We start from the raw sequence: 25,441 nt of genomic DNA, 5'->3' as shown, positions 1-25,441 counted from the left end.
CGACGGAGACCGAACGTGATCGTTGCCCATGCGTTGCGCAGTGTGATGATTGGAGTGGCGATATCGTGCGTGGTTGCCGGCGCATCGCTCGCGCAGACGAAGAAGGAAGTGGATCCGAAGGCGGCGCAGGCCATCGCACGCGTGTCGGCGAAGCTGCGTGAGCTGCAGCGCTACACGCTCGACGCCGACGTCACCACCAAGACGGCGCTGGCCACGGGCGGCTATCGCACGTTCGAGGGCAAGGCGCATTACGACGTCAGCAAGCCCTCGCACCTGCACGCGGCCGTGAACGGCAAGAACCTGCGTCGCGAAGTGACCTACGACGGCGCCACGCTCACCGTGTTCGCACCGGACCGGAACGTTTACGCGCGCGTGGCCGCGCCAGGCACGCTGCCGACGGTGTTGCAGGAAGTACGCCGGCGCGCGGGCTTCGAACTGCCGATTGCCGAAGTATTGGCGTGGGACAGCGAGGCCGCGGTGCTTCAGGGCGCCACGCGCGCCAGCTTCACCGGCGAAGCACTGGTGCGCGGGACCGCATGTCGCCAGTACTCCTACAAGCGCGACGGCGTGTCGTGGGAGTTGTACGTCGACGGGCGCGGCCTGTTGTGCAAGCTCAGTCGCGTCGATACGCGCGATCCCGGCCTGCCCGGCTACAGCGCGGAACTGACGTGGAACACCGACGTGCGGGTCGACGATGCGCGCTTCACGTTCACGCCGCCCCCGGGCGCGCGCGAAGTCGCGTGGGAGGCGATCGGCGAGAAGTAACGCGGGGCCGGACGCCAACAAGCGCTGGAATCCAACGCCGATTGCCGGCCGTGATCGAGCTGCTGAAGGGCTACGCGAAGCACGCCAACCACCCGACGCACCACGTGAGCGCATGGGCTGCCGAAGGCGCCCAATAAAAAGGGGAGTCGCCGCCTGGCGCCTCCCGTTTCAATATCCTATCAGCCCGGGGGCTTGCAGCAAGCCCCTGGCCATGGTGCCCAATCGCCGCGATTCATCGGAATCGACGACTGGGAGAGCGTTCATGCATACCTCGCCACCAAGGCACACCGCGTTCGTCGCCGCACGCGAGCAACACGATCGCATCGATCTTCAGGAGGCGCCGCGATGAGCGATGGCGCCCGCCTGTTTCCGCAGCGGTTCTATCACGGTACGCGTGCGGACCTGAAACCGGGCGATCTGATCCTGCCCGGCTATCCCTCCAACTATGGAAGCCGCAAGGCCGCGGCGTACGTGTATCTCACCGGCACCCTGGAGGCCGCGACGTGGGGCGCGGAGCTGGCCACGGGCGAAGCACGCGGCAGGATCTACGTGGTGGAACCCACCGGACCCATCGCGGACGACCCCAATCTCACCGACCGGAAATTCCCGGGGAATCCGACGCAGTCGTACCGCTCGCGCGATGCACTGCGCGTGACCGGTGAGATCCTCGACTGGCAGGGCCACTCGCCCGAAGCGCTGAGTGCGATGAAGGCACACCTCGATCGCCTGAAAAGCCTGGGCATCGAGGCGATCGAAGATTGAACGCCTACTTCGCCGCCGGTGCGCCCAATCGCGTTCCCCGCCCGTAGGTGCCGTGCACGTCACCCTTCATCCAGTCGCCGAGCAGCGTCAGGTAACCGTCCGTGATGCGTGTGTACTTGCGGCTTCCGTCGGGCTGGACGGTGAACTCGACCATGCCGTGGTCGGTATCGGGGAACAGGTACACGTCGATGGGGCGCCCCGCCTTCACCAGCGTGGACAGCGCGCGCTGCGAAGTGTCGATGGGCGCTTCGCGGTCCTCGCCAGCCAGCACCCACAACAGCGGCACCTGCAGGCGCTTCAGCACCGCGGGCGCGTCGTAATCCCAGATCAGCTCGACGTTGTCGAAGCGCGCGCGACCGACGCGCCGAAGGTCGGCGTCGCTGGTACGCAGCATGTCGCCGCTGTACTCGCCCTGGAGGGTCTTCGCCCAGGGCTTGTCCTTCAGCTCGCCCCGCAACGCATCCAGCGCGTCGAAGCCTTCGCTGAAGTGCGACGACACCAGCGTCGCGGTCGCACGCGACAGGCGCTTGATGTCGGCGACGGCGTCGGCGGACAGGCCTGCCGCGCGTGCTTCGCTGAGCATCTGTTCGCGGTCTTCGTCAATGGGCGACACCACCAGGCCGAAGCCAACGGCAACGAAATCCGCCTTCGAACGCGTCGCCGCCAGCGGCGCGACCCACCCGCCCTGGCTTCCGCCGTAATAGCCGGCCCGCCCGAAGCGACCGGCCGCCAGCGTGCGCGCGTGTTCAAGCGCTGCTGCCGCATCGTCCGCCAGCAGTTCGAAGTTCTGCGTGTATTCGCCTTCGGATTCGCCGGTGCCGCGCTTGTCGTACGCGAACACGCGCAGGCCCTGCGCGGCCAGCGCATAGGCGTACTGCGAACGCGTGGACGGCGTGCGCTCGGAGCCGTGCACCATCACCACCAGTGGCGCCTTCGCATTCGCGGAGACCGGCTCGATCAGGCGGCCCTGCAGCTGCGTGGTGTGGCTGACGAAGGTCGTATCGGTTTCCTTCATCGGCAACTGCGGCCACGGCGTCGCACTCCCGTCCTTGCCGCGGACCACCACGGCGCCGTTCTCGCAACGGGCCTGTGCATTGGCGTCCGTCGTGCTGCCGCGACGACCGTCGCGGAACAGATAGCGCTGCGCGGGTGGCGGCAAGCTCGCGGGCGACGTCACGATTACGAAATCGCCATCGCCGGGCCCATACGCGCCCACCGGACACGTGGCCGCGAGCGCGCTCGACGCCCATGATGCGCCAACGAACAGGACGGCACTGCAGAGGGTCCGCGGGGAGAGATCGATCATGGAGTTCGCTCACGCTGGTGGGGGACGCGCCGGTGCATCGAGCGGGCGGAGTGCCGCCGCCTTCGATCCACTTCGCACGCACTCGATGATTCAGGATCGCGGTACGCGCATCGAAGGCCATTAGTCATGGCGCCACGGTCACTGCGCACAGTGTGCCGATCACGGCGGCGTGACCGCAGATGGCACGCCGATCCTGAAGATCAACACGTTCACCCGGGTGCCTTGATCAAGCCTGTACCCGGGTGATTTCCGAGCCACCGTCATTTCGCGGACCTGCAGGCCAGGGACGAGACCATCTCTGCATGCCACCGCTGCGACGGTTCGCGCGCAATCGGCATCCTGATGGAAACCCGAATGTCTGCGCGAGGATCCGTCATGCAAGAGTCCCCTGTGTCCGGTACTGCCTCCACCCTGCGCCGATGGACGGCGATGGTCGGCCTGGCCGCAACCTTCGCGATCACGGCACCGGCATTCGGCGCGGAAGCGGGCGGACCTTACGCGCAGGCGATCGACACGTTGGCCGACCAGCTGGCAACGCGCTTCGTCGATCCCGCTACCGGCCGGCGCTATGCGGACATGCTGCGCACGAACGCGGCCGCGGGGAAGTACGACGGCATCGGCGACGCCAGGGCGGTCGCGCAAACACTCACACAGGACCTGCAGGCCGTGGCGCCCGACGGCCACCTGCGCGTGGACGTGGCGCCCGAGGGCGTGCCCGTGCAGGGGCCGGCTCCACGCGGGCCGCGTCGCGTGGTGCTTTCGCCGGGTGAGACCGCACCGGGCGGAGCGGTACGTCGCGGGTCTGCACCCGGTCCGTCGCTCGCACCGCTCGACCTCCCCAGCGTGGCGGAAACGAAATGGATCGCCGATGGCGTCGCCTACCTGCGCTTCAACCAGTTCGCCGGCGAGCCGGCCTCCGTCGCGGCCATCCAGGCCTTCGTCCGTGACTATGCGAACGCCGACGCCGTCATCATCGACACCCGCACGCTCGCACGCGGCGGTGGACTGGCCGAGATGGACGCGCTGTTCCCGTATCTGTTCGACCGCGAAACGGTGCTGGTGGAAATGGCCGTCGCGAAGGACGGCCCGCGCGGCGGCCCCACGGCCGGTGCCAATACGCTGCGCGAAGTCGCGGGCCCAGCGAATATGAGCGTGGTACAGCACGTCGCCGTTCCCGCGGGCGAACACCGCCTGGCGAAGGCCAAGGTGTTCTATCTGACGTCCAACCGCACGCGCTCGGCCGGCGAGCACTTCGCGCTGGCGCTGCAGCGCACGCACCGCGGCACGTTGATCGGAGAACGCACCGCGGGTGCCAATCACTTCGGCGGCATCGAGCCCATCGGCGCCGGGCTGGTGGCATTCATCCCGGTGGGCCGCACGTACGACCCGGATACGGGCAAGGACTGGGAAGGCGCCGGCATCACGCCCGACATCGAAGTACCGGCGGACCAGGCGCTGGACAAGGCGCTGGCATTGGCGAAGCAGTGACGACACACAGCGCGAACGTGGCGCTCGACCCGGCGATGCCGGGTCGAGGCGATCAGGGGCTGCGACTCAGAGGCGGGCAGCGTTGGCGCGCGTACGGATCTGCGCGAACGTCCAGTCATTGACGAGCTTTCCGTCCTCCCAGATCGTCACCATCGCATCGTCGAAGCCCATCGGCTTGTGCACGTCGGCCAGCGATGCGGCTTCGGCGGGTACCGGCTCGGTGCGGAACTGGCCGTACTCGCGATGCTGCAGCAGCGTCATCCGGCCGCGCTTGCTCTGCTTGCCCTTGTCGGTGATCGGGTCCTTGTAGACGTCGATCCACTCACCGTTGACGCGCGCCGCGGAGCACTTGAGCGCGAACTTCTGCGTGTCGCGATTGAGCTGCTGCAGCAGCGCACCACCCATACCGAATGCAACGTTGTCGGTGGCGTAGCCGGCACTGGTCACGCGTTCGAGGATCGCGCGGATGCTGGTCGGGTTGATGCCGTCGCCCTGGATCACGCGGACGTGGTTGAGGACCTTGAAGCCCTTGCCATTGACGGTGTGGCCGAACGCTTCGTCCAACAGCTCCAGGCACTGGTGCACCACCGCGACCGGATCGCCCGAGTCGGGCCGGATGACCACCGTCGCGCCGGAACGGATCACCTCATCCTTGAGGGCCTTGCCCCAGTGCTCGCGGATGGCGTGATAGATGTCGTAGCTGTCCGACACCACCGCGACGATCGAACCGGGCCTGGCGAATTGCCGCAGCATGTTGCGGTAGGCCTCGACTTCGTTCTCGCGGCCCCAGCTGGTGATCGTGCTGTGCTCCGCCGCCGGGATCGAGAAGCCGGCCATCGGCTCGTGATAATGCGCGCGCGCCAGGCACAGGCCGGACACGGTGTCGGTGCCCATGAAGTTGACCAGATGCGCGGCGCCGCCAATCGCGGCCGACTCGACGCTGGACACGCCACGCGCGCCGAAGTCGTGCAGCTTGAACGGCAGTTGCCCTTCCGGATCGTCGCTGGTGCGTTCCAGGAACTGGCGGATGGTCTGCTTGGCATGCCAGCTGATGGTCGCCACCGTCACCGGGTACCAGATGCGCAGCAGCATCGTCTCCAGGTAGGACGGCACCCAGTACGCCATCGGGTCGGTGGACTCGATGGTCATCAGGGCGTTGTGCGTCGGCACCACGGTGCCTTCCGGCACCGCGCGGATGCGGATCGGAAGCAGGCCGCCGTGGTGGTCGACGATGTAGCGCCAGCCGGCCTCGTTGAACGGCTCGCCGTGCGCGGCGAACAGGTCGCGCGCTTCGTCGACGTCGGCGTGGGTGATGGGCTTGGCCAGGGTTTCCTTGAGGATCGCCTGGAGGCCGAAGAACAGCGTGCGGTCGTACGTGCCGCCGCGCGATTCCACGTAGAAGAACGTGGCGTCGGTGCCGGGCGGGTACTGCAACCAGTGGCTGGCCTTGTAGCTGTCGGTGTTGAGCAGCAGGTTGTCGAGGCAACGCATGACGGGAAGCTCCTTCGCGTCGGGTGAGGCCGGCGGTCTATCCGCCGACGGGTTCGGGCCGCGGCATCAGCCGCGTCCCAGGAAGAACTCCAGGATGTGCAGGTGGTCTTCGAACAGTTTCGGGCCCATCTCCAGGGCTTCGCTTACCGGCACCCAGCGCGCCTTGTCGGCATCGTCGGTACCGCGCACGTCGGGCAGTTCGCCGGCGGGGAAGTCGAAGTGGAAGGCGTGCGTGATCGTGCGCCCACGCTGGCTGCGTTCGGGGTGATCGAACACGTGCTGGCCCTTGATGGAGCCCTTCAGCACGGGCACCGGAATCTTCAGGCGCGTCTCTTCGCGCAGCTCGCGCAGGCAGGCGTCGAGGATCGGCTCGTGCTGGCCGATGAAGCCGCCCGGCAGCGCCCACAACCCCTTGCCGGGCTCGGCGCGGCGACGGACCAGCAGCACGTGGCCGGAATGGACCACGACCGCATCGGTGGTGACGAACGTAGGCGGATACGGTGCGTCCTTCCACGCGGCGCGGTAGTTCTCGATGAACTCGTACTCGGCGACCAGTTGCGGGTACGCGGGCGAGTTCTTCCGGAACGCTTCCAGCATCGCGTACACCGGCGCCGGCACGTTGCCGCGCAGCATCAGCAGGGCGCCGTGGAAATCGATATCGCCGGCCGCGAACAGGTAGCGGCGCAGTTCCGTCGCCGACAGCATCTGTGTCTGCTGCACATCCACCAGCGCCCACTGCGGGAACTCGCGCAGGTAATAGCTGGAGGCGTCCTTGTCCATGCCGACCAGGCCGACCTTCGCCCCTTCCCCACCGCCGTCTGCGGCGATGGCTTCCGCCACGGTGCGCTGCACGCCGGCGATCCACAGGCTCTCGTTGTAGAGATGGTCGCGCAGGGGCCGCAGGATCACGCGATCGTCGAGGCCGTCCAACGCCGTCTGGATCATCACGGCGCGCTCGGCGACGGTCCAGGGGTTGCGGATGGAACGGGGGGTATCGGCCGAGCCGATCAGGAAGATGAGTTTCTTCGCCCGGGCCAGTGCATGGCGGGCAACGGCGGCGTGGCCGTTGTGAAAGGGCTCGAAGCGCCCGATGAAAACCAGGTAATCGAATTCCATGAGAATCCCTCACGGTGTAGTGGGCAGGCGGTCTATCCGCGAGCCGTGTCATCACTCTACTCTTGCGACAATGCCGGTCAAGTGGATCCCGACGTGCGGAGCCGCCGCTGGTCGCCCGTGGTTTCAGGAGAGACGGATGTCCCGGTACGCCGCCTACATCGCGAGCATCGTGCTGACGGTGTTGTTCGCCTTCATCGCCTTCGTCGATCCGGACTGGACCTGGCTGGCGGTCGTGTTCGCCGTGCTGGCGCTGCTGGGCACCTGGGACGTGCTGCAACACAAGAGCACGTTGCGGCGCAATTACCCGATCCTGGCCTACTTCCGCTACGGCCTGGAATCGATCGGGCCCGAGATGCGGCAGTACTTCATCGAGTCGGACACTGCGGAAGTGCCGTTCTCGCGGCAGCAGCGCGCGCTGGTGTACCAGCGTTCCAAGGCGGTCAACGACACCCGCCCCTTCGGCACGCAGCAGGACGTGTACGGCGTCGATTACGAATGGATCAACCATTCGCTGGTGCCGACCGAGATCGCCTCGCACGATTTCCGGCTGATCATCGGCGACCTGTCGCAGCAGCCTTACTCGGCAAGCGTGTTCAACATTTCCGCGATGAGCTTCGGCGCGCTTTCGGCCAGCGCGATCCACGCGCTCAACGAGGGCGCGAAGCGCGGCAACTTCTATCACGACACCGGCGAAGGTTCGATATCGCCCTACCACCGTGGCCCGGGCGGCGACCTGGTGTGGGAGATCGGTTCGGGCTACTTCGGTTGCCGTGACGCGCAGGGCCGCTTCGACCCGTCGCGCTTCACCGACAACGCGCTGCTGCCACAGGTGCGGATGATCGAGATCAAGCTGTCGCAGGGTGCGAAGCCGGGGCACGGTGGCGTGCTGCCGGGCGCGAAGGTCAGTGCGGAGATCGCGGCCACGCGCGGTGTTCCGGAAGGCGTGGACTGCGTGTCGCCGTCGCGGCACTCGGAGTTCTCAACGCCGATCGAACTGCTCGAGTTCGTCGAGCGCCTGCGGTCGCTGTCCGGCGGAAAGCCGGTGGGGTTCAAGCTGGCCATCGGCCATCCGTGGGAATGGTTCGGTATCGCCAAGGCGATGCGCCAGACCGGGATGCTGCCGGACTTCATCGTCGTCGATGGTGCCGAGGGTGGCACCGGCGCGGCACCGGCGGAGTTCATCGACCACGTGGGCGTGCCGATGCACGAATCGCTCATGTTGGTGCACAACACGCTGGTCGGGCTGGACCTGCGCGGCAGCATCCGTGTCGGCGCGGCCGGCAAGATCGTCAGCGCGTTCGACATCGCACGCACGATGGCGATGGGCGCGGACTGGTGCAATGCCGCGCGCGGCTTCATGTTCGCGCTGGGATGCATCCAGTCGCAGAGTTGCCACACCGACCGCTGCCCCACCGGCATCGCCACGCAGGACCCGAAGCGGTGGCGCTCGCTCGACATTCCGGACAAGGCCACGCGCGTGTTCCAGTTCCACCAGAACACGCTGCGCGGCCTGCGCGACCTGCTGTGCGCGGCGGGCCTGGAACATCCCGAGCAGATCGGGCCCGAACACGTACTGCGTCGCGTGTCGCAGGTGGAAGTCCGGTCGCTGGGCGCGCTCTACCGGTTCCTGCAACCGGGCGAACTGGTCGCCGGGATCCCCGAGCACGCGGTCTTCAAGAGTTTCTGGGACCGCTCACGAAGTGATTCCTTCGCAATGAAGTGAATCAAGCCGGTAGCCCCGGGTGCGTTTCGCTTACCCGGGCTCTGCTGCAGGTCAGACGCGATCCACGCTGATCAGCGACACCGCGATGTGCATCTCGTCCAGCAGCGTGCGAAGACGCTTCTCGATCTCCGCCAGGTTGCCCAGGTTCTGGCGCCCGTAAAGCGTGTAGGTCGGCTTGTCGTCGCTGCGCAGACCGGGGCTGCGTCCCACGCTGACATCCGTGGTGCGGCACGCCTTCTCCCAGACCTTCTGCAGGCTTTCCGGTCCGATGCTCTGCCGGTTGCTGATGGTGAACTTGAAGATGGTGATCATGGGCTTCATCGGCGTTCCTGGGCGTGCAGTGGCATCGTGATCGGGGGTTGATTCGTCCGCAGCCGCGCTGTGCTCCGGCCAGGCCGGAGACGCTTTCGGCGGTGGTGCGTCACGGAATCCACTCGAGACGGCAGGCGCCGGCGGCGGGGATTCTTCGCGTGTGGACCGCTTCTTGGACTGCTTCGCGTCCTTCTCTTTTTTCTTCGCGATCTCGCGTTGACGCTTTTCGAATGCGTAGTTGGGCTTTGCCAATGCGCTACCTCAGTGGAGTGAACGATGATGGGTGCGGGGAACCTTGCGACCCGTATGAAGGACTCAACCGCGCTTCACGGCCGTGCCGGAAGCTGCCGCAGGTTCCTTGGTCGACTGGTCGGGCTTGGCCGGTTTACGCCGCAATGGCGTCGTACCCAGCACCTCGATCTGCCCGCCCGCCTTGTCGAAGGCCTCCAGGTCCGCGGCCAGACGATCCCGGGAGCTTCCCTTATCGTGCGCGGGCTGGAAGCCCGAGGTGTACAACGGACCGTATCCGCGCTGGCGCAGGGTGGACATGCAGCGACTCCTTCGTCATATCAGATGTAGTTCGATGGCATGCAGACGCTCTTCCGCGTATTCGCTGCGTACGGCACGGCAGTAGGGCCCGTCCATGACGAATCGCCGACAGACGGCTGGACGGGTTTCATAGATGCTGCAGTTCATGCGTGCGCCATCCAGCGCCACGCACCAACCATCCTCGTCGTGTGCCATGACGAGCAACTGCGCCGCCGTGCGCGTGGTCAGGTGCGCGGGGACGTCGTCCTCGGGCTGCAGTACCACGGTAAGGCGACAGCACACGGCATCGCATTGCGAGCAATGGGCTGCGCTGGAGGAGGAATGCGTGCTGGATTTCATGCCGACACATTCGGTGCGGCGCGCTGCGTGGCGTTCAGGGCGCGACAACGAGGCGCATGCCCAGCGGGCACGGACGGATCATGGGAGTGGAATCGAGTGGCATCGCCGTTCCCTGGTGCACCTCTCCGCAAGCGGGGAGGGTGACGCGTGAAAGGAAGCGATGCGAGCGGGCGCGGACGACCGGGCGGAACGCGAATGGGCAGGTGCAGATCTGCAGGTGCCGTGCTACTAGCCTACCGCACTTTCATCCGCCGATCGTGACTGCGGCGCGCAACCCTGCCCAGCGGGCTTCTGGCCGGTGCGGGCGGCCCGTCTGGGCCGCGATGGGCCGGGCCGCTGCGCCAGCCCTACGGTCGCGCTGTGGTGAAGAACGGCGGACACGGGCGTGGAAACAACGCGAGCGCGCACTCAATCCCTGGCACCGAACTCATCGTGTCGCGCTTGCATCGCGTTTGTTGAATGGATGCGTTCCGACCACGGACCGTGTGCGCGCCACTGCTGCTGCGGCGACACCAGATACATCAGCAGCGCCCCGAGGAGGCAGAGCATGGCCGAAGCCACGATCGCCAGCGGCGTCATCGGCCCTTCTCCGGATCGCCTGACAGTTCATCCAACAGCAGCGGCAAGCTCGCGCCCAACGTCTGCCCATGCGACAGCCCCGGCAGCGTGGTGAAAGTGACCGGCATGCCGCTCTGGCGAAGGCGTGCGGCCATCTGCGCAGTCGCATCCGGGGGCACGCTCCGACGCGCCTGGCGCATCGCCTGCACCGCCTTCGGGTCGCGTCCGGGCGGCGGCTGGCGCGCTTCGCTCGATGACTCGGCGTCTCCCACCCAGAGCAACACGCGCGTATCGGTTGCCGTCGGCCTCGTGGATTCTTCCTTGAGCAGATGGCCGCCGCCCCACCACAGCGACGGATCCGCCGCGGCATAGAGGTCGAACGCCCGCGGATGCGTGAACAACGTGTGCAGTACGAATACGCCGCCGTACGAGTGCCCCCACAGGGCGCGGCGCGTTCCGTCCAACGCCGCAAGCGCTTGCACGCGCGGCGCGATGGACGTTTCGATCAGCGCGAGGAAGGCATCGGCGCCGCCGTTACTACGACCTCCAATCGCATCGCGTTGCGCATCGTCACCGCCAGGACGACGCGGGGTGTAGTCGAACGCGCGGCTGTCGGCCTCGATGCGCAGGTCGCTGTCGTAGGCGATGAAGGCAATCACCGGTGGACGCGACGCATCGGCCAGACGCGCGAGCAGTGCCGCATCCACCTCCATCAGCGCCGCGTTGCCGTCCAGCAGGTACGCCACCGGAAATCCCTGCGGCGGCGCGCTGCGCGTCGGCACGGCCACGCGCACCCGGTAGTGGCGCTGACCGTCGGCGGAATCGACGCGGAACTGTTCGAACCGGTAGCCCGGCGCCCCCGTGTCGGCCACGGTGGTGCCGACACGGCGCGACAGCGCCGGCTGCGCCGATGCGGGCGCCAGCACGGCGGCGCCCAACAGCACGATAGCGAGCAGGATGCGACGCATCACCAGCCGAACCGGAGCGTGGCCGTGATGGTGCGGCCCGTGCCGTAGAAGCACGACGAGACACCACTGCAGGTGGACACGAACGTCTTGTCCGTCAGGTTGCTGACGTTGAGCGCCAGCTGCGCGGCGCCGGGGCCCACGGTCCCGAGGTCGTAACGCAGCGCGGCATCGAACAGCGTGTAGGACGGAATCAGGAACGCGTTGGCGCTGTCGCCATAGCTTTCGCCGTTGTAACGAACGCCCGCGGCGAGACCCAGTCCCATCAGCGCGCCGTGCTGGATGGTGTAGTCGGCCCACAGCGAGGCGGTGTAGTCCGGCACCATCGCCAGTTGCTTGCCCTGCACCGCCGCTGCGCCGCGGGTTACTTCCGAGTCCATCCGCGTGGCCGCACCGATGATGCTGAAGCCGCTCAGCGGCGTGATGCGCCCTTCGATCTCGATGCCGCGCACGCGACCTTCGCCGCTCTGCACCTGGCAGCGTGCGGCGCCCGTGGCGCCGCACGTGACGTGGGTCGGATCCTGATCGTCGGTGAGGATGTTCTGCTGGCGCAGATCGTAGGCGGCCAACGTGACCAGGCCGTCGACTGCCTGCGGCTCATACTTCACACCGGTTTCCCATTGCTTGCCGGTGATCGGATCGAACGGCGTACGCGTGAAACTCTGGTTGACGTCGGTGGTGGAGGGCTGGAACGACTCGGCATAGCTGACGTACGGCGACCAGCCACCCGCGGTGTAGAGCACACCGGCCCGACCGGTGAAGGCCTCGCTCTTCAGATGGGTGCGCACCCACGGCGTCGTCACTCCGGTCGCAACGGTATGGGTCGCGGTCGCGGTGTCGTCGTCGGCCCAGTCGTAACGGCCGCCGAGCAGGAAGCGCCATCCACCCCACGCCATCTGGTCCTGCAGATAGGCGCCGGTCTGCTCGTTGATGCCACGCGACAGCGCGATCGTGCGGGTAACGGGCACGTAGCCGGTATAGACCGGATTGAAGATGTCGATCGGCGCGGGGTTGGTCATCGCGCCGCGCCCGGCATCCCAATCGGCCTTCTGCCAGTCCACGCCCAGCAGCACGGTGTGCGCCAGCGCTCCGGTTTCGAAGTGGCCCTGGATGCGCGTGTCGAGCGTGTCGCCATCCGAATCGCCTTCGCCCCAGGTGGCACGGCGCTGCTGCGTGCGGCCGTCCGGGTTGAGGGCGCCGTTGGTCACCACCGTACGGAACAGTGAATCGACATGGGTGCGGCGTGCGCTCTGGCTCAGCGTCCAGTCTTCGTTGAAGCCGTGTTCGAACAACCAGCCCGCCGTCCAGACGTTGCGGTCGAAGGTGTTCCAGGTGGGCTCACCGATGAAGGTGGAGTTCTTCATGCGGCCGTACTGGGTGGGCCGCAGCGTGCCGTCCATCGGCAGGAACTGATAGGTGGAACCGCCGTCATCGCGCTGGTACAGACCCAGCAGGGTCAGGCGCGTGCGCTCGGCGATCTGCCAGGTGTAGCTGGGCGCGAGGAACCAGTGTTGCTGTTCGGTCTGATCGATCTGCGTGTCGCCGTCGCGGTACAGACCGACCAGGCGCAGAAGGTGCGCATCGTCCTCGGTGCCGCCGCCCACGTCGAACGCCGCGCTGTACTGGCCGTTCGCATCCAGGCCCAGGCGGACGATCTGCTCCTGCCCCGGCGTGGGCGTCTTGCTGACCTGGTTGACCATGCCGCCCGGTGCGACCTGGCCGTACATCACCGCGGACGGGCCCTTCAGCACCTCGACGCGTTCCAGGTTCCAGCTGTCGAACATCGTCCGGTTCCACTGGCCGCCCTGCGGTGCGCGCATGCCATCCAGCGTGACGTTGTTGCTCCAGCTGCCGGCGTCGTAGCCGCGGATGCGGAAGTCGTCGACGCGGTTGTCGATGCCGGTGCTTTCCAGCGAAACGCCCGCGACATAGCGCATGGCCTCATTGAGGTTCTGCACGCCGCGCGCGTCCAGCTCTTCGCGTGCGATGACCGACACCGACTGCGGCGTCTCGGCGATCGGGGTGTCGGTCTTGGTCGCGCCCTGCGTGTGCGTGGTCGTGCGGTAGGCGTTGACCCGCACCGTGTCAAGCGTGGTGGCCGAATCGGCACCGTCGGCCGCATTCTGCGCGGAGACCGATGCAGGCGACATCAAGGCCGCGGCGAGAGACAGGCACAGCAAAGAGCGCGCATGAGCGCGGGGGAAGGATGAAGTCACGGGAAAGCCCTGATACGGGATCTGGCTGACTGCCTGACGGCAGCGGCTGACAGGGCTACTTTAACGTATTGCGAATGATTCTCAATTGACTTGGATCAAAAACTGGCTCTCGCACCGGACCAGCCGGACGCCGGACGCCATCCACCCGAAGCGTGTGCGTCAGCCTTCGACCGCACGGTCGAACGCCAGCGCCATGGCCTTGTCGTCACCCGTCAGCGCACCGCGCATGCGGTCTTCGGTGAGTGGCCGGACCACCCACTCCACCGACACCTTGCCGAACCCCACGTTTACCAGTGCTATGGCGAGGAAGTACGACGGCCCGGGCCCGACGCAGTACCAGAACGCGTCCGCGGTGGGCGCGTTGCCGAGTCCATGAACGTCATCGCCGGCGAACCGCACGGACTGCTTGCTGATCTTCACCACACGCAGCTGTGCACCGCTGACACGACCGATCGGCGTGTCGAACACGCGCTGGGCGAAGCTCGCCTGCAAGCGGCTTTCGATCTTTTCGCCTCCCAGACGCACCTGGGCAATGGCCAGGGCGATCACCAATACAACCACGACGCCCGACACCGGATCGATCATGCGTCACCTTCCATCGATTGCGAATGCCTTCGCGATGCGCGCGGACGCGGATACGATGCCGCCATGTGACATCCCCCAGGAACCCCGAAGGCATCATAGGGCTGCCGACCTCAACGGAGCGAGCACCTCGTTTCGCCGAGGATGCCGTCGAGGTCATCGGCGAGTCGGTGAAAGCTGGCGGCCAGCGCGTCGGGCGTGAGCTGCAGTTCCTCGGCGTCGTAGACGATGCGCGCGGCGGACAGGCGCGCCAGCAGGCGCAGGTGATCGCGCGTGCGTATGAGCGATGCGTGCGCGGCGGCGCTCATCTGGTAGTACGAAGAGGATGACGCGGAACTGCGCTGCCTGCTCATGAGTCGCTCCTTTGACTGCGGTGCCCGTGCGGCGGAGGCCGGATGGGTGTCGGGAGGGTAAGAAACCGCGCAAAGAACGGCCGGACAGTTTTCCCCTTGCGGGTGTTGTATCGCTGCCCCCTCCCGACGCGAACGACTGCATCGAGGTTGCGCCCGGAGTGGTCGGACACAAAAAACCCACCGGCTTGACGGAGGTGGGCGCCGCTTCACGAGGAGTTCTTACACTCCGGGAGCGAGTCTCCTTTCGACACATCGAAAGGGTCAACGCGAAGAAGTCTGTAGCCCGGGTAAGGCCAAAGGCCGCACCCGGGGAGTGCCACAGGAAATTCGTCAGGAATGCGCGAAGGCCCCGGGTGCGCTTCGCTTACCCGGGCTACGTTGGGAGGCTGCCCCCCGCTCCGCTTACCCGAGCTACGCTGGCTACCTCTTGCGCGGCTCGTACTGGAAGCCGTGGACCTTCAGCAGTTCCGCTCCCAGGAGTCCGTCGCTGCTGCGGACGACCCGGATGTCCGCATCGATGGCTGCCGATATGGGGCACACGTAAAACGCGCCGGCATCGGCACAGATGCGGTCGCCCGTGTCGAAGAACTCCTTGACCGAGGGTTCCGTGAGCGGCTCCCTGTTCTCGACATCGAAGCCCTTATGGCAGCCCATGTCGATCAGATGCGAGTAGTGGGACTTGTCGGTTTGATAGGTCGCCGAAACCCGTGCAACGCTGCCTTCGCCCAGCGGGGTGTCCTGCATCACCTGGCAAAGCGAGGGGGCGCCCGCCACAAACGGGCTGGTTGGTTCGGCAACCGGGCTGGATGCACAGCCGCAAAGGAGTAGGCACACGGCGACGGCGGCGTCACGACTTCTTTGCACTGAGCTTCTCCTGCTCTGACTCGCCAAACGCAGGCTGGAAGGGCACCAGCCCGCACGCGGTGATGCGACGTTCAAGGGTTAGGAAAGATGAGTGCCCGGGCTACGCTGGTTTACCCGGCTGGGCTTGAAGGGCTGACACCTGCAGCGTGGCGACATCCCCTGGCGAAAGGCAGGCGCGAACGTGATTACGGGTGGGGCCCTGCCGTTCCAGGTCATCCAGGGTATATGTGTACAGCGAAACGGTCGCCCTCTCGGGCTTGTGCGAGTCCCAGGTCACAGAGAAGCCGAAACCGTGGTCGACATCCGCGGTCGCACCCTCATAGGGTTCGGTCCCTGGCAACTCCAGCCCAAACCGATATCCCTCACGAACGTAAGGCTTGGCGCGCACTTGTGCGAATAGTTGCGGCACCGATTTCAACACGTCCGGCTCATCGGGTTCATCCGGAAAGAGTTCTGCAACGGTCTTCCCGGCGTGCGAGGTACGCCCTGATCTATTGAAGATCACTTCCACACGATCTGAATCTCGCAGTTCTACCGAATTGATCCAGATAAGGAAGGTCGACTCGGCGCCGGACGGATAGGCCCCACCGTGCATCTGCAGGTCAGCAAACCCTTCATCGACCCGTGCGCCACCGATGTGAACGGACAGGACATCGAGGCCATCCACATCGACTTCAGCGATGCATCGCTCGTTTAGGTTGACGCGGATTGTTGGCATCTTCCGCTCGGTCAGCGCACGAACTCAGCCACCAGCGGCGGCGACATCAACCGCTTGGCAATCCAGCCGAACAGCACGCTGAAGGCCAGCGTAAGGACAGTGGAAACCACCGCGACGCCGACGAAGAACGCGCCCATGTCGGGCGCGTCCGGTACGGCGGCGAACTGCTCGCGCATGGACGAGAACATGAAGAACTGCAGCACCAGCCCGGCGAGGTTCCAGACGACACCAAAGATCATCAGCCCGACGAAGACAAGACGTGCCCAATTGTGGCGCAGCAGCAGCCCGATCGACGAAACCAGCGTCACCGCATTCAACGCCAGCATGCACACGAAGAACGCGACCATGTACTTCATCATGAAGGTCGCGAACGCCGGCGCCCCCGGCGGCGGCGGAGCCTGCATCGCCTGCGCGACTTCCGGCGTGTTGAACACGGTCAGCACCATGACGCTCTGCAGGATGCCGATGAGCGTGCCGAAGCCGGAAAGCACGATGAAGATCCACGCCACCACGCTTACGAAGGTCGACTTCTGACCGGCCTGATGCATCGGAATCCCTCCCCAGGACTGTCCGGACACACTACCGGGTGGTGGGCTGGGGCTTCAAGGTGGCTTCGGGAGCCCGGATAAAGTGGAGATCCGCGGCCCATCATGGAAACGACTCGACAACCCGGATGCGCTTCCATTGTCCGGGCTACGCTGGTTGGCTAGCCCTGCAGGCGGTACGAGTAGAGGCCTTGAACGATACGCGTGTATTCAGGATCACCGCCCGGCACGGGAGCGAATGCCGGTGACCGAGGCAAGAACAATCCCTCCTCTTCGACGAAGAAAGAGAAGGTGACGATGTAGATGCCTTCAGGCCGGGAATAGACCGACTTGGGATTAAGAGATTTGAGCGCAGGCGGCCACTGCTCGGGTGGCAGGGGGCCAGAAGGAGGTGCCGCCTGAAGCAACACCGGAGCGATTCTCAGCAATGCGGCCAACTCCTCGGCGCGCGAGCCAAGCCTGCAGCCCGCGAGTGAAATCAGAAGAATTGCCAGAAGTGCGAGGTTCTTGATCATTTTGACAAGCACGGAGTAGGCATCTGACGTTTCCATTGCTGATCGATTGGGTGCCTCGACACCTCAACAAGGCCTCTTTCGCATCCCCTAAAAGGAGAAGGCCGGACATTCAGCCCGGCCTCCTCGCTCATCTCTTCGTGCTCACCCGCACTTGCTATACCCACAATTCAAGCAAGTCGCACACCCATCCATGATCACCACCGCCTTGGTGCTGCACTTGTGGCACATGGTGGCGCTGGGCGGGAAGGCGGCGCCTTCGCCGGTGACTTCGACGTCTTCGCTGCGCGGGGTGTCCTTGGTGCGCGGTTCGGGGAACAGGTCGCCGTTCTCGCTTACATCAGAGTTTTTTTTTGAGAGCTGCGCGTAGGCCGCGCGCTTCTCGGCGATCAGCGCGCGCTGGGCGTCGCTCATCTCGGGATCGTGGATGAGGCCGATGGACTTGAGGTGGTCCTCGACGATGGCGCCCAGTTCGGCGACCAGCGACGGCATGTACACGCCGCCCGGCTTCCAGTAGCCGCCGCGCGGGTCGAACACGGCCTTCATCTCGTCGACCAGGAAGGTGACGTCGCCGCCCTTGCGGAACACGGCCGACATGATGCGGGTGAGCGCGACGATCCACTGGAAGTGGTCCATGTTCTTCGAGTTGATGAAGATCTCGAAGGGGCGGCGCAGCTCGTGTTCGGTGCCGGCGTTGAGCACGATGTCGTTGATGGTGACGTACAGCGCGTGCTCGAACAGCGGCGACTTGATCTTGTAGGTGCTGCCGACCAGGATTTCCGGGCGCTCGATGCGCTCGTGCATCTGGATGACGTCGGCCGTGGGCAGCTCGGCGACGGTGGACACGGGCGCGACGGACTTGGCCGATGCCTTGTCTTCCGGCGTGACGACGGCGTAGCCCTTGATTTTCTTGTCGATCTTGACGGCCATGTAACCCGCTCCTGGTGCGGTGTTGCTGATCTAGTTATGGGTGTTAATGCGGTGGCCGCGCCGCGTGGGCGCGGCCACCAATCGGGGCTTGCTGACTTACCTGGCAGCTTTCTTCGCGACCTTCTTGGCGGGTCGCTTGGCTGCCTTCTTCGCGACGGCCTTGCGGGCCGGCGCTTTCTTCGCCGTCTTCGCGGCGGATTTCTTCACGGCCTTGCGCACGGCCGCCTTGCGGGTGGTGGCGCGCTTGGTCGCTGTCTTCTTGGCGGCCTTCTTCGCCGTCTTCTTGGCGGCGGTCTTGCCGCGCGTGGCGGCCGCGGCCTTCTTGGCCTTGGTCGTCTTCTTGGCGACCTTGCGCTTGGCGGCGGTGACGTCGCGCTTCACGGTGCCCTTGGCCTTGGCGATGGCGGTCTTGCCGGCCTTGCGTGCGGCTTTCACCTTCTTGGCGGCCTTCTTGCGCGCGGTGGTCGCTTCGCGGCGCAGCTTGGTGGCTTCCTTCTTGGCGGCGGACGACGCCTTGGCCAGCTTCTTCTTCGCCTTGCCCACGGCCTTCTTGGCAGCCTTGCGCGCCTTGTCGACGTTCTTGCGCGCCACTTCCACCGCTTCGTCGGCGCGCTGCATCACCGAGGTGCTGAAGCTGGTCACCGTCTCTTTCACGTTGTCGGCGGCCTGCGACAAGGTCGCCGTCACTCCGTTGCCATTGCTCATGTGTGCCCTCCTGACGGGCGTCTCATTCGTAAGGCGATTCGGTAATCGGGGTGTTACGCAAGCGATGCTATACCCGCCAAGGGCCTGGAGATGAATGCGGAACCGGCCCGGATTCCACATGGAGGCGGTGTGCCGCCTCCGGCTTGTTGCGAAAGCTCCAGCGTCCATGGTTCCCGCCACGCGGGAACGAGGGACATCAGAACTTGCCGTAATACCCTTCCTTCAGGGCGTCGAACAGGTTGGCGGCGGTGTGCATCTCGCCGTCGTATTCGATCTGCTCGTTGCCCTTCACTTCCAGCACGCTGCCATCTTCGAGTTCGAAGCGGTAGGTGGTGTTCTCAAGGTCGGCCTCCTTCACCAGCACGCCCTGGAAGGCGGCCGGGTTGAAACGGAAGGTGGTGCAGCCCTTCAGGCCCTGCTGGTGCGCGTAGCGGTAGATGTCCTTGAACTGCTCGTACGGGTAGTCCGTGGGCACGTTCGCGGTCTTGGAGATGGAGCTGTCCACCCACTTCTGCGCGGCGGCCTGCACGTCGACGTGTTCCTTCGGCGTGATGTCGTCGGCGGCGATGAAGTAGTCGGGCAGGCGCGCTTCGGCTTCTTCGGAGAACGGCATCGCCTTGGCGTTGACCAGCTCGCGGTAGGCGAGCAGTTCGTACGAGTAGACGTCGACCTTTTCCTTCGACTTCTTGCCCTCGCGGATCACGTTGCGGCTGTAGTGATGCGCGAACGAAGGCTCGATGCCGTTGGAGGCATTGTTGGCCAGCGACAGCGAGATGGTGCCGGTGGGCGCGATGGAGCTGTGGTGCGTGAAGCGCGCGCCGGTTTCGGCCAGCTCGTCCACCAGCTGCGGCGCGACCGAGGCGATGCGCTGCATGTAGCGGCTGTACTTGGCGTGCAGCACGCGGCCCGGGATGTCCTGGCCGACCTTCCAGCCGTCCTTCTTCATCTCCGGACGCTTGCGCAGCATCTCGGCGGTGACGGGGAACAGCTCGTCCATGATCGGCGCGGCGCCCTTTTCCTTCGCCAGCGCCAGGCCCATTTCCCAGCCGGCCACGGCCATTTCCTGGGCGATGCGCTCGGTGAACTCGCACGATTCCTTGCTGCCGTACTTCATGCGCAGCATGGTCACGGTGCTGCCCAGGCCGAGGAAGCCCATGCCGTGGCGGCGCTTGCGCATGATCTCGTTGCGCTGCTGTTCCAGCGGCAGGCCGTTCACCTCGACCACGTTGTCCAGCATGCGCGTGAACACGCGCACGACTTCCTTGTATTCCTCCCAGTCGAAGGAGGCCTTGTCGGTGAACGCGTCGCGCACGAACTTGGTCAGGTTGACCGAGCCCAGCAGGCAGGCGCCGTACGCCGGCAGCGGCTGCTCGCCGCACGGGTTGGTGGCGCGGATGTTCTCGCACCACCAGTTGTTGTTCATCTCGTTGACGCGGTCGATGAGGATGAAGCCCGGCTCGGCGTAGTCGTACGTCGAGACCATGATCATGTCCCACAGGTGGCGGGCACGGATGTGGCCGTAGATCTTGCAGGCCACCAGGCCGTCGTCGCGCACGATGTAGTTTCGGTGCGTGGGCCAGTCGCGCCAGACGACCTGGGCGGCGTCCTCGAGGTCGAGGTCGCCCTTCTCCTTGATGTTCACCGGGAACACCAGCGGCCAGTCGGCGTCGTTCTCCACGGCCTGCATGAAGCCGTCGGTGATCAGCAGCGACAGGTTGAACTGGCGCAGGCGGCCGTCCTCGCGCTTGGCGCGGATGAAGTCCTTCACGTCCGGATGGGAGACGTCGAACGTGCCCATCTGCGCGCCGCGGCGGCCGCCGGCGGAGGACACGGTGAAGCACATCTTGTCGTAGATATCCATGAAGGACATCGGGCCCGACGTGTACGCGCCGGCACCGGCGACGAACGCGCCGCGCGGACGCAGCGTCGAGAACTCGTAGCCGATGCCGCAACCGGCCTTCAGCGTGAGACCGGCTTCGTGGACCTTCTCCAGGATGCCGTCCATCGAGTCTTCGATGGTGCCCGAGACGGTGCAGTTGATGGTGGACGTGGCGGGCTTGTGCTCCAGCGCGCCGGCGTTGGACGTGATGCGGCCGGCGGGAATGGCCCCGCGGCGCAGCGCCCAGACGAAGCGCTCGTTCCAGTACTGCTGCTTCTCGGACGAAGGCTCGGCCTCGGCCAGGGCCTTGGCCACGCGCTGGTAGGTGGCATCGATGCTCGCGTCCACCGCCTGGCCGGTCTTGGTCTTCAGGCGGTACTTCTTGTCCCAGATGTCCTGGGACGCGGGCTGCATCGGGATTTCCCTTTCCGCCTCGGCCGTCTTGACCGCCTCCAGACGCACTGTGCTCATGCCTGTCCTGTCTCCTGTTTCTGGCCACGGATCGGGACCGCGGCCGGTGGATTCTTATGTTGGGTCCTGCCCCGTTGGCGAGAGCTCAAGGCCCGCCGACGGCTATGCCCGCGACCGCGTTCTGCGCGGTCGCGACGGCATCGGTTTGTGTCATTTGATCTGCGCTCATCCTGTTCCGCTCCGCGCCCTCCCCCGAAAGCGCTCACAGCTCAGCAAATCCAGCGAAAACCCCAAGTTTGGGCTTCCGTCGCCGACATGACCACTAGATGTAGTGGCAGAGGCGAGGATTCAAGCTACCCCCGGCTCCAGGATGTGTCAACGCTTTTTTGATGGCAGTCACACGATTGTGACGGCCGCACGCGCTGCACGTGCGAATGGTCGAGGCAAGTCGCGACGCTGCGCAAAAGTGACATGCACCGTTCATCACAACGGTGCAATCGACCGCTTGACCGACGCGGCGAGGGGCCCGACGCAAGGGCCGGGCGGGATCTGGCGCGCCTACGCGCCGCCCAGGTTCAGGCCCGCCGCGAACGCCGTGCACAACAGCGTCAGCGCGATGCCGGACACGACCAGGCAGAGCTGGCCGACGCGGCGGCTCTCGCCGGCCCACACCGACAACGCCACGAAGACGCCCGGCGCCACGCCGAGGTAGCGGGTCATCGACATGAGCGTTCCGGTCAGCAGGGGTGCCATCAGGGTCAGCGCGGTGAACACGGCCAATCCGCGCCAGCCGCGCCGCCAGCAGGTCACGATGCTGGCGATGGCCAGGACCGTGGCGCCGAAATGCACGACCTTCGGGTTCCAGGGCGAGGCGACGCGCAGGGGTTTGTCGAGATAGTCCAGCAACGCGACCCAGGGCATCGTCAGCTCGCGCCCCCAGGTGACCTGGATGTCCTTGAAGGCCAGCGCGTTGCCGGTGATGCCCCACAGGTAAAGGCTGAAGGCCAGCAGGCCGAAGCCGATCGGCGCCAGCATCAGCAGGTCCGCCGCCCGGCGCGGCGAATGCCACCAGCGCGCGAACAGCGCCGGCATCAGGAACAGGCCGTTGAGGCGGGTCGCACCCGCGAACATGCCGGCCAGCCCGGCCAGCCACCACCGCTGGCTCTTCGCCGCGAGGAAGGACAGCGTCACCGCCGCGAAGAACAGCGATTCGGTATGCGGCAGCACCATGAAATAGGCGGACGGCCAGAAGGCCGCGAACAGCACCGCGTCGTCCGCGCGTTCGCCCGAGTCGGTCAGTCGCCGCACCAGCAGCCACAACAGCGACAACCCGAGGAAGGACAGCGCGTTGGCCAGCACGATGCCCGACCACACCCACTCGCCGGTCACCGCGGCCGCCCCCCGCCACAGGTACGGGTGCAACGGGAAGAAGGCCCAGTTCGCCTGCTTGGTGGTGTCGAAGGGGCGCTGCTCGTAGCCGTTGCGGGCGATGTCGGTGTACCAGCCGGCATCGTTGGCGTGGGCCAGGCGCTGCAGGCCTTCGGCGATCGCCTTGCCGTTGAGCTTGATGGAGATGCTGTCGCTGGTGCGCCATTCCTCGGCCGGGATCGCCAGGATCACCGGGACCAGGGCGAGGATGGCGACGATGATCAGCCGCGATACCAGGAAGGGCACCAGCGCCCGGCGCATCGCCTCGCGCACGTCCGCCATCACGCGGGTGGGTGCCTGGGCTGGCTGAACACCCACTACGACCGACTCCATGTCTGCACTCATCCGACTTGCCAATTCTGGGGTGGCGCGCATTCTAGGGCAGCCGGTCCGGCACGGCTTGGGCGCCGGAACGTCCCGCACTTGAATCCCCGGCCGCAGCCCGCGACATTCGCGCTGCGCGATCGCGATCCCCTACCCCGCCGCATCCCATGAAGAACTCGACCAAGACCCTGCTCGCCCTCACCGCTGCCGCCGCGTTCGGCGGTTTCGCCGCCACTGCGATCCGCGACGGCCTGGAGCCTCCGGCGCAGGCGGCACCCGCGGCCGCTGTCGTACCGCCGCTGGTCGCCGCGCTGCCCAGCGCCGTGAGCGGACAGCCGATGCCGTCGCTGGCGCCGATGCTGGCGAAGGTCACGCCGGCGGTGGTCAGCGTGCATACCAAACAGCGCGTCAGCGTCAGTCCGTTCGGGAACGATCCGATGTTCCGCCGCATGTTTCCGGAGCTGACCCAGGAGCGGATCAACGAGTCCCTGGGCTCGGGCGTGATCGTCGATGCCAAGCACGGTTACGTGCTCACCAACCACCACGTGATCGAAGGCGCGGACGAAGTCGCGGTGACGCTGGCCGACGGACGCACGCTGAAGGCCGACTTCGTCGGCTCCGACCCCGACACCGACGTCGCGTTGATGCGCATCACCGCGCCGAACCTGACCGCATTGCCACTGGCCGACTCCAGCGCGCTGCGCGTGGGCGACTTCGTGGTGGCAGTGGGCAATCCGTTCGGCATCGGCCAGACGGTGACCTCGGGCATCGTGTCGGCCGTGGGCCGCAGCGGCCTGCGTGGCCTGGGCTTCCAGAACTTCATCCAGACCGATGCCTCGATCAATCCGGGCAACTCCGGCGGCGCGCTGGTGAACCTCAATGGCGAACTGGTCGGCATCAATACCGCCAGCTTCAATCCGCGTGGATCGATGGCCGGCAACATCGGACTGGGGTTCGCGATTCCCACCAGCCTGGCGCGCAGCATCATGGATCAGCTGATCGCCAACAACGGCGTGGTCATCCGCGGCACGCTGGGATTGGAATCGCAGGACGTGGACGCACGCCTCGCGCAGGCGCTGGGCATGGACGAACCGCGTGGCGCGGTGGTGACGCAGGTGTTCTCCGGCAGTGCGGCGGCCGCGGCGGGCGTCAAGGTGGGCGACGTGATCCTCGCCGCCAACGGCCAGCGCATCGACGGCCCCGACGAGCTGCGCAATTTCGAAGGCCTGCAGCCGGTGGGCGGGCGCATCGCACTGGACGTGCGCCGCGAGGGCAAGCCGCTCACGCTCAATGCCACGCTGCGCGAACAACCCAAGTCGTTCGCCGGTGTGGAGCTGGACCCGCGACTGGCCGGCGCCACCTTCGCCGAACTGCCCGAACGCCTGCGTCAGGCAGGCCTGTCGGGCGTGATGGTGGAATCGGTCGCGCGCGGCAGTCGCGCCGAGGTGAACCGACTGCGCAAGGACGACGTGATCATCGCGTCCAACGCCGGCAACTTCGAGGATCTTCCGGGTTTCCGCGCGAGCTTCACGCAAGCTCCGGCACAGTTGGTGCTGCGCATCCTCCGCGGCAATCGTCCGGCTGATCTGCTGATGCAGTGACGCTACCCGTCGACGCGCCCGTTCACGACACAGGAGTTCCCGCATGAACAGCCCCACCGATCCCAGCACCCCCGGCAGCTACGGCGAAGGCGTGCGCACCAATCTGAGCGACGCTGGCGGCCACCTGCGCCAGGCCGCGAGCGACGCCGGCAGCGCACTGCGCGATGCGGCCAGCGCCGCGGGCGATGAACTGCGCGTGGGCAAGGCCAACGTCAAGGCCGATCTGGCCGACGGCGCACTCTCGGGCATCGCCGCGGCCGAACAGGCCGGCGGCGCCGCGCGCGAGCAGATGGATGCGCTGATGGACAAGGGCCGCGACCTGATCGACAGCGCCGCCGAACTGATCCGAGAACGTCCGCTGGCGTCTTTCGGCGTCGCCTTCGCGGCGGGCTGGATCATCGCCAAGCTCGCGCGCAGCGGCGACAAGTAGTCCGCTGCCCGTGAGCGAAGCCGACGAGCGCGGAACGTCCGGCGACGAATCGCGCGGTCCATCCGCCGAGGCGCCGGACCTGGCCGATTCGCTGCGCGGGATCGGCGCCAACGCGCGCGCCAGTCTCGGCGCGACGGTCGATTCGGCCAAGGCACTGCGTGCGCTGCTGGCGGCGGATCTTTCGCTGGCACGCAGCGCGATGGGGCGCGCGCTCACCTTCGCCGGCGTAGCGGTGGTGTTCGGCGCATCGGCGTGGTTGTTCCTGATGGCCACGCTGGTGACGCTGTTGCGGCAGTTAGGCGTGTCCTGGCTGGGCGCAATGCTGATCGCCGCGGCCCTCAGCCTGGCGGTGACCGTGTACGCCGGCTTCCGCGCCGTGCACTACTTCGAACACACCCGCCTGCAGGCCACGCGCCGCCAGCTGGCGCGTCTGGGCATCGGCGAGCTCGCCGACCTCATGCCCACCGCCGGCGACGACCGCTCCGCGCGCGACGCCGCGCGTGACTTGCGCAACGATGCGGATAAGCTGCGCGGCACCAACAACGGCATCGACATCACTCCGCCCTGAC

Annotated in this window: 26 protein-coding genes; 7 read left to right on the top strand and 19 right to left on the bottom strand. The window is 66.3% G+C overall.

What is annotated here, in order from left to right; translation table 11 throughout:
- Window positions 1-15: 15 nt before the first annotated feature.
- Both QLQ15_RS06560 and arr read left to right on the top strand, forming a co-directional pair.
- Window positions 16-765 (top strand): DUF2092 domain-containing protein, encoded by a 750-nt coding sequence (locus QLQ15_RS06560; RefSeq protein WP_283212028.1) that lies wholly within the window; start codon window positions 16-18, stop codon window positions 763-765.
- Between the two features lie 345 nt (window positions 766-1,110).
- On the top strand, window positions 1,111-1,527 hold the full coding sequence (gene arr / locus QLQ15_RS06555; protein ID WP_283212027.1) for an NAD(+)--rifampin ADP-ribosyltransferase: 417 nt from the start codon (window positions 1,111-1,113) through the stop codon (window positions 1,525-1,527).
- Window positions 1,528-1,531: 4 nt separating this feature from the next.
- Here arr and QLQ15_RS06550 read toward each other — a convergent pair whose 3' ends face one another.
- Window positions 1,532-2,704, bottom strand: coding sequence for an alpha/beta hydrolase family protein (locus QLQ15_RS06550; protein ID WP_283212026.1), 1,173 nt, complete (start codon window positions 2,702-2,704; stop codon window positions 1,532-1,534).
- A gap of 504 nt (window positions 2,705-3,208) precedes the next feature.
- Here QLQ15_RS06550 and QLQ15_RS06545 point away from each other — a divergent pair.
- Window positions 3,209-4,321 carry a S41 family peptidase gene (locus QLQ15_RS06545; RefSeq protein ID WP_283212025.1) on the top strand — a complete coding sequence of 371 codons (1,113 nt, stop codon included), beginning with the start codon at window positions 3,209-3,211 and terminating at the stop codon, window positions 4,319-4,321.
- A 66-nt stretch (window positions 4,322-4,387) separates the two neighbouring features.
- Here the strand turns inward: QLQ15_RS06545 and QLQ15_RS06540 are convergent, their stop codons facing one another.
- Window positions 4,388-5,812, bottom strand: coding sequence for a nicotinate phosphoribosyltransferase (locus QLQ15_RS06540; RefSeq protein ID WP_283212024.1), 1,425 nt, complete (start codon window positions 5,810-5,812; stop codon window positions 4,388-4,390).
- Window positions 5,813-5,878: 66 nt separating this feature from the next.
- Window positions 5,879-6,928, bottom strand: a complete 1,050-nt coding sequence (locus QLQ15_RS06535; protein ID WP_432277781.1) for a bifunctional nicotinamide-nucleotide adenylyltransferase/Nudix hydroxylase — start codon at window positions 6,926-6,928, stop codon at window positions 5,879-5,881.
- Between the two features lie 136 nt (window positions 6,929-7,064).
- Between QLQ15_RS06535 and QLQ15_RS06530 the strand changes: the two genes are divergently transcribed.
- A complete protein-coding gene (locus tag QLQ15_RS06530; RefSeq protein WP_283212023.1) occupies window positions 7,065-8,651 on the top strand; it encodes an FMN-binding glutamate synthase family protein in 1,587 nt (528 codons plus the stop codon).
- 51 nt (window positions 8,652-8,702) lie between these two features.
- Here the strand turns inward: QLQ15_RS06530 and QLQ15_RS06525 are convergent, their stop codons facing one another.
- From QLQ15_RS06525 to QLQ15_RS06450, 16 genes are all read right to left on the bottom strand, one after another.
- Window positions 8,703-8,972 carry a hypothetical protein gene (locus tag QLQ15_RS06525; protein WP_283214053.1) on the bottom strand — a complete coding sequence of 90 codons (270 nt, stop codon included), beginning with the start codon at window positions 8,970-8,972 and terminating at the stop codon, window positions 8,703-8,705.
- A 306-nt stretch (window positions 8,973-9,278) separates the two neighbouring features.
- Complete coding sequence (locus QLQ15_RS06520) at window positions 9,279-9,512, bottom strand: hypothetical protein (RefSeq protein WP_283212022.1); 234 nt, start codon at window positions 9,510-9,512, stop codon at window positions 9,279-9,281.
- Between the two features lie 15 nt (window positions 9,513-9,527).
- On the bottom strand, window positions 9,528-9,851 hold the full coding sequence (locus QLQ15_RS06515) for a YkgJ family cysteine cluster protein (protein ID WP_283212021.1): 324 nt from the start codon (window positions 9,849-9,851) through the stop codon (window positions 9,528-9,530).
- Between the two features lie 408 nt (window positions 9,852-10,259).
- A complete protein-coding gene (locus QLQ15_RS06510) occupies window positions 10,260-10,430 on the bottom strand; it encodes a hypothetical protein (protein WP_283212020.1) in 171 nt (56 codons plus the stop codon).
- Window positions 10,427-11,377, bottom strand: coding sequence for an alpha/beta hydrolase (locus QLQ15_RS06505; RefSeq protein ID WP_283213950.1), 951 nt, complete (start codon window positions 11,375-11,377; stop codon window positions 10,427-10,429). The genes QLQ15_RS06510 and QLQ15_RS06505 overlap by 4 nt, the downstream gene beginning before the upstream one ends.
- Entirely contained in the window at window positions 11,377-13,524 is a 2,148-nt protein-coding gene (locus QLQ15_RS06500; RefSeq protein ID WP_283212019.1) for a TonB-dependent siderophore receptor, read from the bottom strand. The genes QLQ15_RS06505 and QLQ15_RS06500 overlap by 1 nt, the downstream gene beginning before the upstream one ends.
- A 225-nt stretch (window positions 13,525-13,749) precedes the next feature.
- Window positions 13,750-14,175 carry a hypothetical protein gene (locus QLQ15_RS06495; protein ID WP_283212018.1) on the bottom strand — a complete coding sequence of 142 codons (426 nt, stop codon included), beginning with the start codon at window positions 14,173-14,175 and terminating at the stop codon, window positions 13,750-13,752.
- 110 nt (window positions 14,176-14,285) lie between these two features.
- Window positions 14,286-14,525, bottom strand: coding sequence for an XAC0095 family protein (locus tag QLQ15_RS06490; RefSeq protein WP_283212017.1), 240 nt, complete (start codon window positions 14,523-14,525; stop codon window positions 14,286-14,288).
- A 420-nt stretch (window positions 14,526-14,945) separates the two neighbouring features.
- Window positions 14,946-15,272, bottom strand: coding sequence for a hypothetical protein (locus tag QLQ15_RS06485; protein ID WP_283212016.1), 327 nt, complete (start codon window positions 15,270-15,272; stop codon window positions 14,946-14,948).
- A 217-nt stretch (window positions 15,273-15,489) separates the two neighbouring features.
- A complete protein-coding gene (locus tag QLQ15_RS06480; RefSeq protein WP_283212015.1) occupies window positions 15,490-16,107 on the bottom strand; it encodes a hypothetical protein in 618 nt (205 codons plus the stop codon).
- An 11-nt stretch (window positions 16,108-16,118) separates the two neighbouring features.
- Window positions 16,119-16,655: a hypothetical protein gene (locus QLQ15_RS06475; protein WP_283212014.1), complete on the bottom strand. Its 537-nt coding sequence runs from the start codon at window positions 16,653-16,655 to the stop codon at window positions 16,119-16,121.
- Between the two features lie 158 nt (window positions 16,656-16,813).
- On the bottom strand, window positions 16,814-17,167 hold the full coding sequence (locus tag QLQ15_RS06470; RefSeq protein ID WP_283212013.1) for a hypothetical protein: 354 nt from the start codon (window positions 17,165-17,167) through the stop codon (window positions 16,814-16,816).
- A 141-nt stretch (window positions 17,168-17,308) separates the two neighbouring features.
- Window positions 17,309-18,094, bottom strand: coding sequence for a TSCPD domain-containing protein (locus QLQ15_RS06465; protein ID WP_283212012.1), 786 nt, complete (start codon window positions 18,092-18,094; stop codon window positions 17,309-17,311).
- Window positions 18,095-18,190: 96 nt separating this feature from the next.
- Window positions 18,191-18,799: a hypothetical protein gene (locus QLQ15_RS06460; protein ID WP_283212011.1), complete on the bottom strand. Its 609-nt coding sequence runs from the start codon at window positions 18,797-18,799 to the stop codon at window positions 18,191-18,193.
- 196 nt (window positions 18,800-18,995) lie between these two features.
- Entirely contained in the window at window positions 18,996-21,149 is a 2,154-nt protein-coding gene (locus QLQ15_RS06455) for an adenosylcobalamin-dependent ribonucleoside-diphosphate reductase (protein WP_283212010.1), read from the bottom strand.
- A 498-nt stretch (window positions 21,150-21,647) separates the two neighbouring features.
- The gene (locus tag QLQ15_RS06450) at window positions 21,648-22,850 is read right to left on the bottom strand and encodes a hypothetical protein (RefSeq protein WP_283212009.1); all 1,203 of its coding nucleotides are present in this window, start codon (window positions 22,848-22,850) and stop codon (window positions 21,648-21,650) included.
- Window positions 22,851-23,008: 158 nt separating this feature from the next.
- Here QLQ15_RS06450 and QLQ15_RS06445 point away from each other — a divergent pair, with 158 nt between their 5' ends.
- From QLQ15_RS06445 to QLQ15_RS06435, 3 genes are read left to right on the top strand one after another with little or no spacing between them, the layout of a single operon-like run.
- Window positions 23,009-24,442, top strand: a complete 1,434-nt coding sequence (locus QLQ15_RS06445) for a trypsin-like peptidase domain-containing protein (RefSeq protein ID WP_283212008.1) — start codon at window positions 23,009-23,011, stop codon at window positions 24,440-24,442.
- Window positions 24,443-24,485: 43 nt separating this feature from the next.
- On the top strand, window positions 24,486-24,872 hold the full coding sequence (locus QLQ15_RS06440) for a hypothetical protein (protein WP_283212007.1): 387 nt from the start codon (window positions 24,486-24,488) through the stop codon (window positions 24,870-24,872).
- A gap of 10 nt (window positions 24,873-24,882) precedes the next feature.
- The gene (locus QLQ15_RS06435; protein ID WP_283212006.1) at window positions 24,883-25,440 is read left to right on the top strand and encodes a phage holin family protein; all 558 of its coding nucleotides are present in this window, start codon (window positions 24,883-24,885) and stop codon (window positions 25,438-25,440) included.
- Window position 25,441 lies beyond the last annotated feature (1 nt).

Origin of the sequence: Lysobacter stagni (assembly GCF_030053425.1) — a bacterium.
Taxonomy (GTDB): Bacteria; Pseudomonadota; Gammaproteobacteria; order Xanthomonadales; family Xanthomonadaceae; genus Lysobacter_J; species Lysobacter_J stagni.
Note: the sequence above shows the minus strand (reverse complement) of the source record. Positions and strands in the feature narration are given on the sequence as shown.

Coding starts and splice junctions, on each gene's coding strand:
- QLQ15_RS06455 (WP_283212010.1), bottom strand. CDS start 21,149: ATGAGCACAGTGCGTCTGGAGGCGGTCAAGACGGCCGAGGCGGAAAGG.
- QLQ15_RS06475 (WP_283212014.1), bottom strand. CDS start 16,655: ATGCATCAGGCCGGTCAGAAGTCGACCTTCGTAAGCGTGGTGGCGTGG.
- QLQ15_RS06535 (WP_432277781.1), bottom strand. CDS start 6,928: ATGGAATTCGATTACCTGGTTTTCATCGGGCGCTTCGAGCCCTTTCAC.
- QLQ15_RS06525 (WP_283214053.1), bottom strand. CDS start 8,972: ATGAAGCCCATGATCACCATCTTCAAGTTCACCATCAGCAACCGGCAG.
- QLQ15_RS06540 (WP_283212024.1), bottom strand. CDS start 5,812: ATGCGTTGCCTCGACAACCTGCTGCTCAACACCGACAGCTACAAGGCC.
- QLQ15_RS06515 (WP_283212021.1), bottom strand. CDS start 9,851: ATGAAATCCAGCACGCATTCCTCCTCCAGCGCAGCCCATTGCTCGCAA.
- QLQ15_RS06465 (WP_283212012.1), bottom strand. CDS start 18,094: ATGGCCGTCAAGATCGACAAGAAAATCAAGGGCTACGCCGTCGTCACG.
- QLQ15_RS06480 (WP_283212015.1), bottom strand. CDS start 16,107: ATGCCAACAATCCGCGTCAACCTAAACGAGCGATGCATCGCTGAAGTC.
- QLQ15_RS06520 (WP_283212022.1), bottom strand. CDS start 9,512: ATGTCCACCCTGCGCCAGCGCGGATACGGTCCGTTGTACACCTCGGGC.
- arr (WP_283212027.1), top strand. CDS start 1,111: ATGAGCGATGGCGCCCGCCTGTTTCCGCAGCGGTTCTATCACGGTACG.
- QLQ15_RS06505 (WP_283213950.1), bottom strand. CDS start 11,377: ATGCGTCGCATCCTGCTCGCTATCGTGCTGTTGGGCGCCGCCGTGCTG.
- QLQ15_RS06490 (WP_283212017.1), bottom strand. CDS start 14,525: ATGAGCAGGCAGCGCAGTTCCGCGTCATCCTCTTCGTACTACCAGATG.
- QLQ15_RS06495 (WP_283212018.1), bottom strand. CDS start 14,175: ATGATCGATCCGGTGTCGGGCGTCGTGGTTGTATTGGTGATCGCCCTG.
- QLQ15_RS06460 (WP_283212011.1), bottom strand. CDS start 18,799: ATGAGCAATGGCAACGGAGTGACGGCGACCTTGTCGCAGGCCGCCGAC.
- QLQ15_RS06500 (WP_283212019.1), bottom strand. CDS start 13,524: ATGTCGCCTGCATCGGTCTCCGCGCAGAATGCGGCCGACGGTGCCGAT.
- QLQ15_RS06530 (WP_283212023.1), top strand. CDS start 7,065: ATGTCCCGGTACGCCGCCTACATCGCGAGCATCGTGCTGACGGTGTTG.
- QLQ15_RS06440 (WP_283212007.1), top strand. CDS start 24,486: ATGAACAGCCCCACCGATCCCAGCACCCCCGGCAGCTACGGCGAAGGC.
- QLQ15_RS06545 (WP_283212025.1), top strand. CDS start 3,209: ATGCAAGAGTCCCCTGTGTCCGGTACTGCCTCCACCCTGCGCCGATGG.
- QLQ15_RS06470 (WP_283212013.1), bottom strand. CDS start 17,167: ATGATCAAGAACCTCGCACTTCTGGCAATTCTTCTGATTTCACTCGCG.
- QLQ15_RS06510 (WP_283212020.1), bottom strand. CDS start 10,430: ATGACGCCGCTGGCGATCGTGGCTTCGGCCATGCTCTGCCTCCTCGGG.
- QLQ15_RS06445 (WP_283212008.1), top strand. CDS start 23,009: ATGAAGAACTCGACCAAGACCCTGCTCGCCCTCACCGCTGCCGCCGCG.
- QLQ15_RS06450 (WP_283212009.1), bottom strand. CDS start 22,850: ATGGAGTCGGTCGTAGTGGGTGTTCAGCCAGCCCAGGCACCCACCCGC.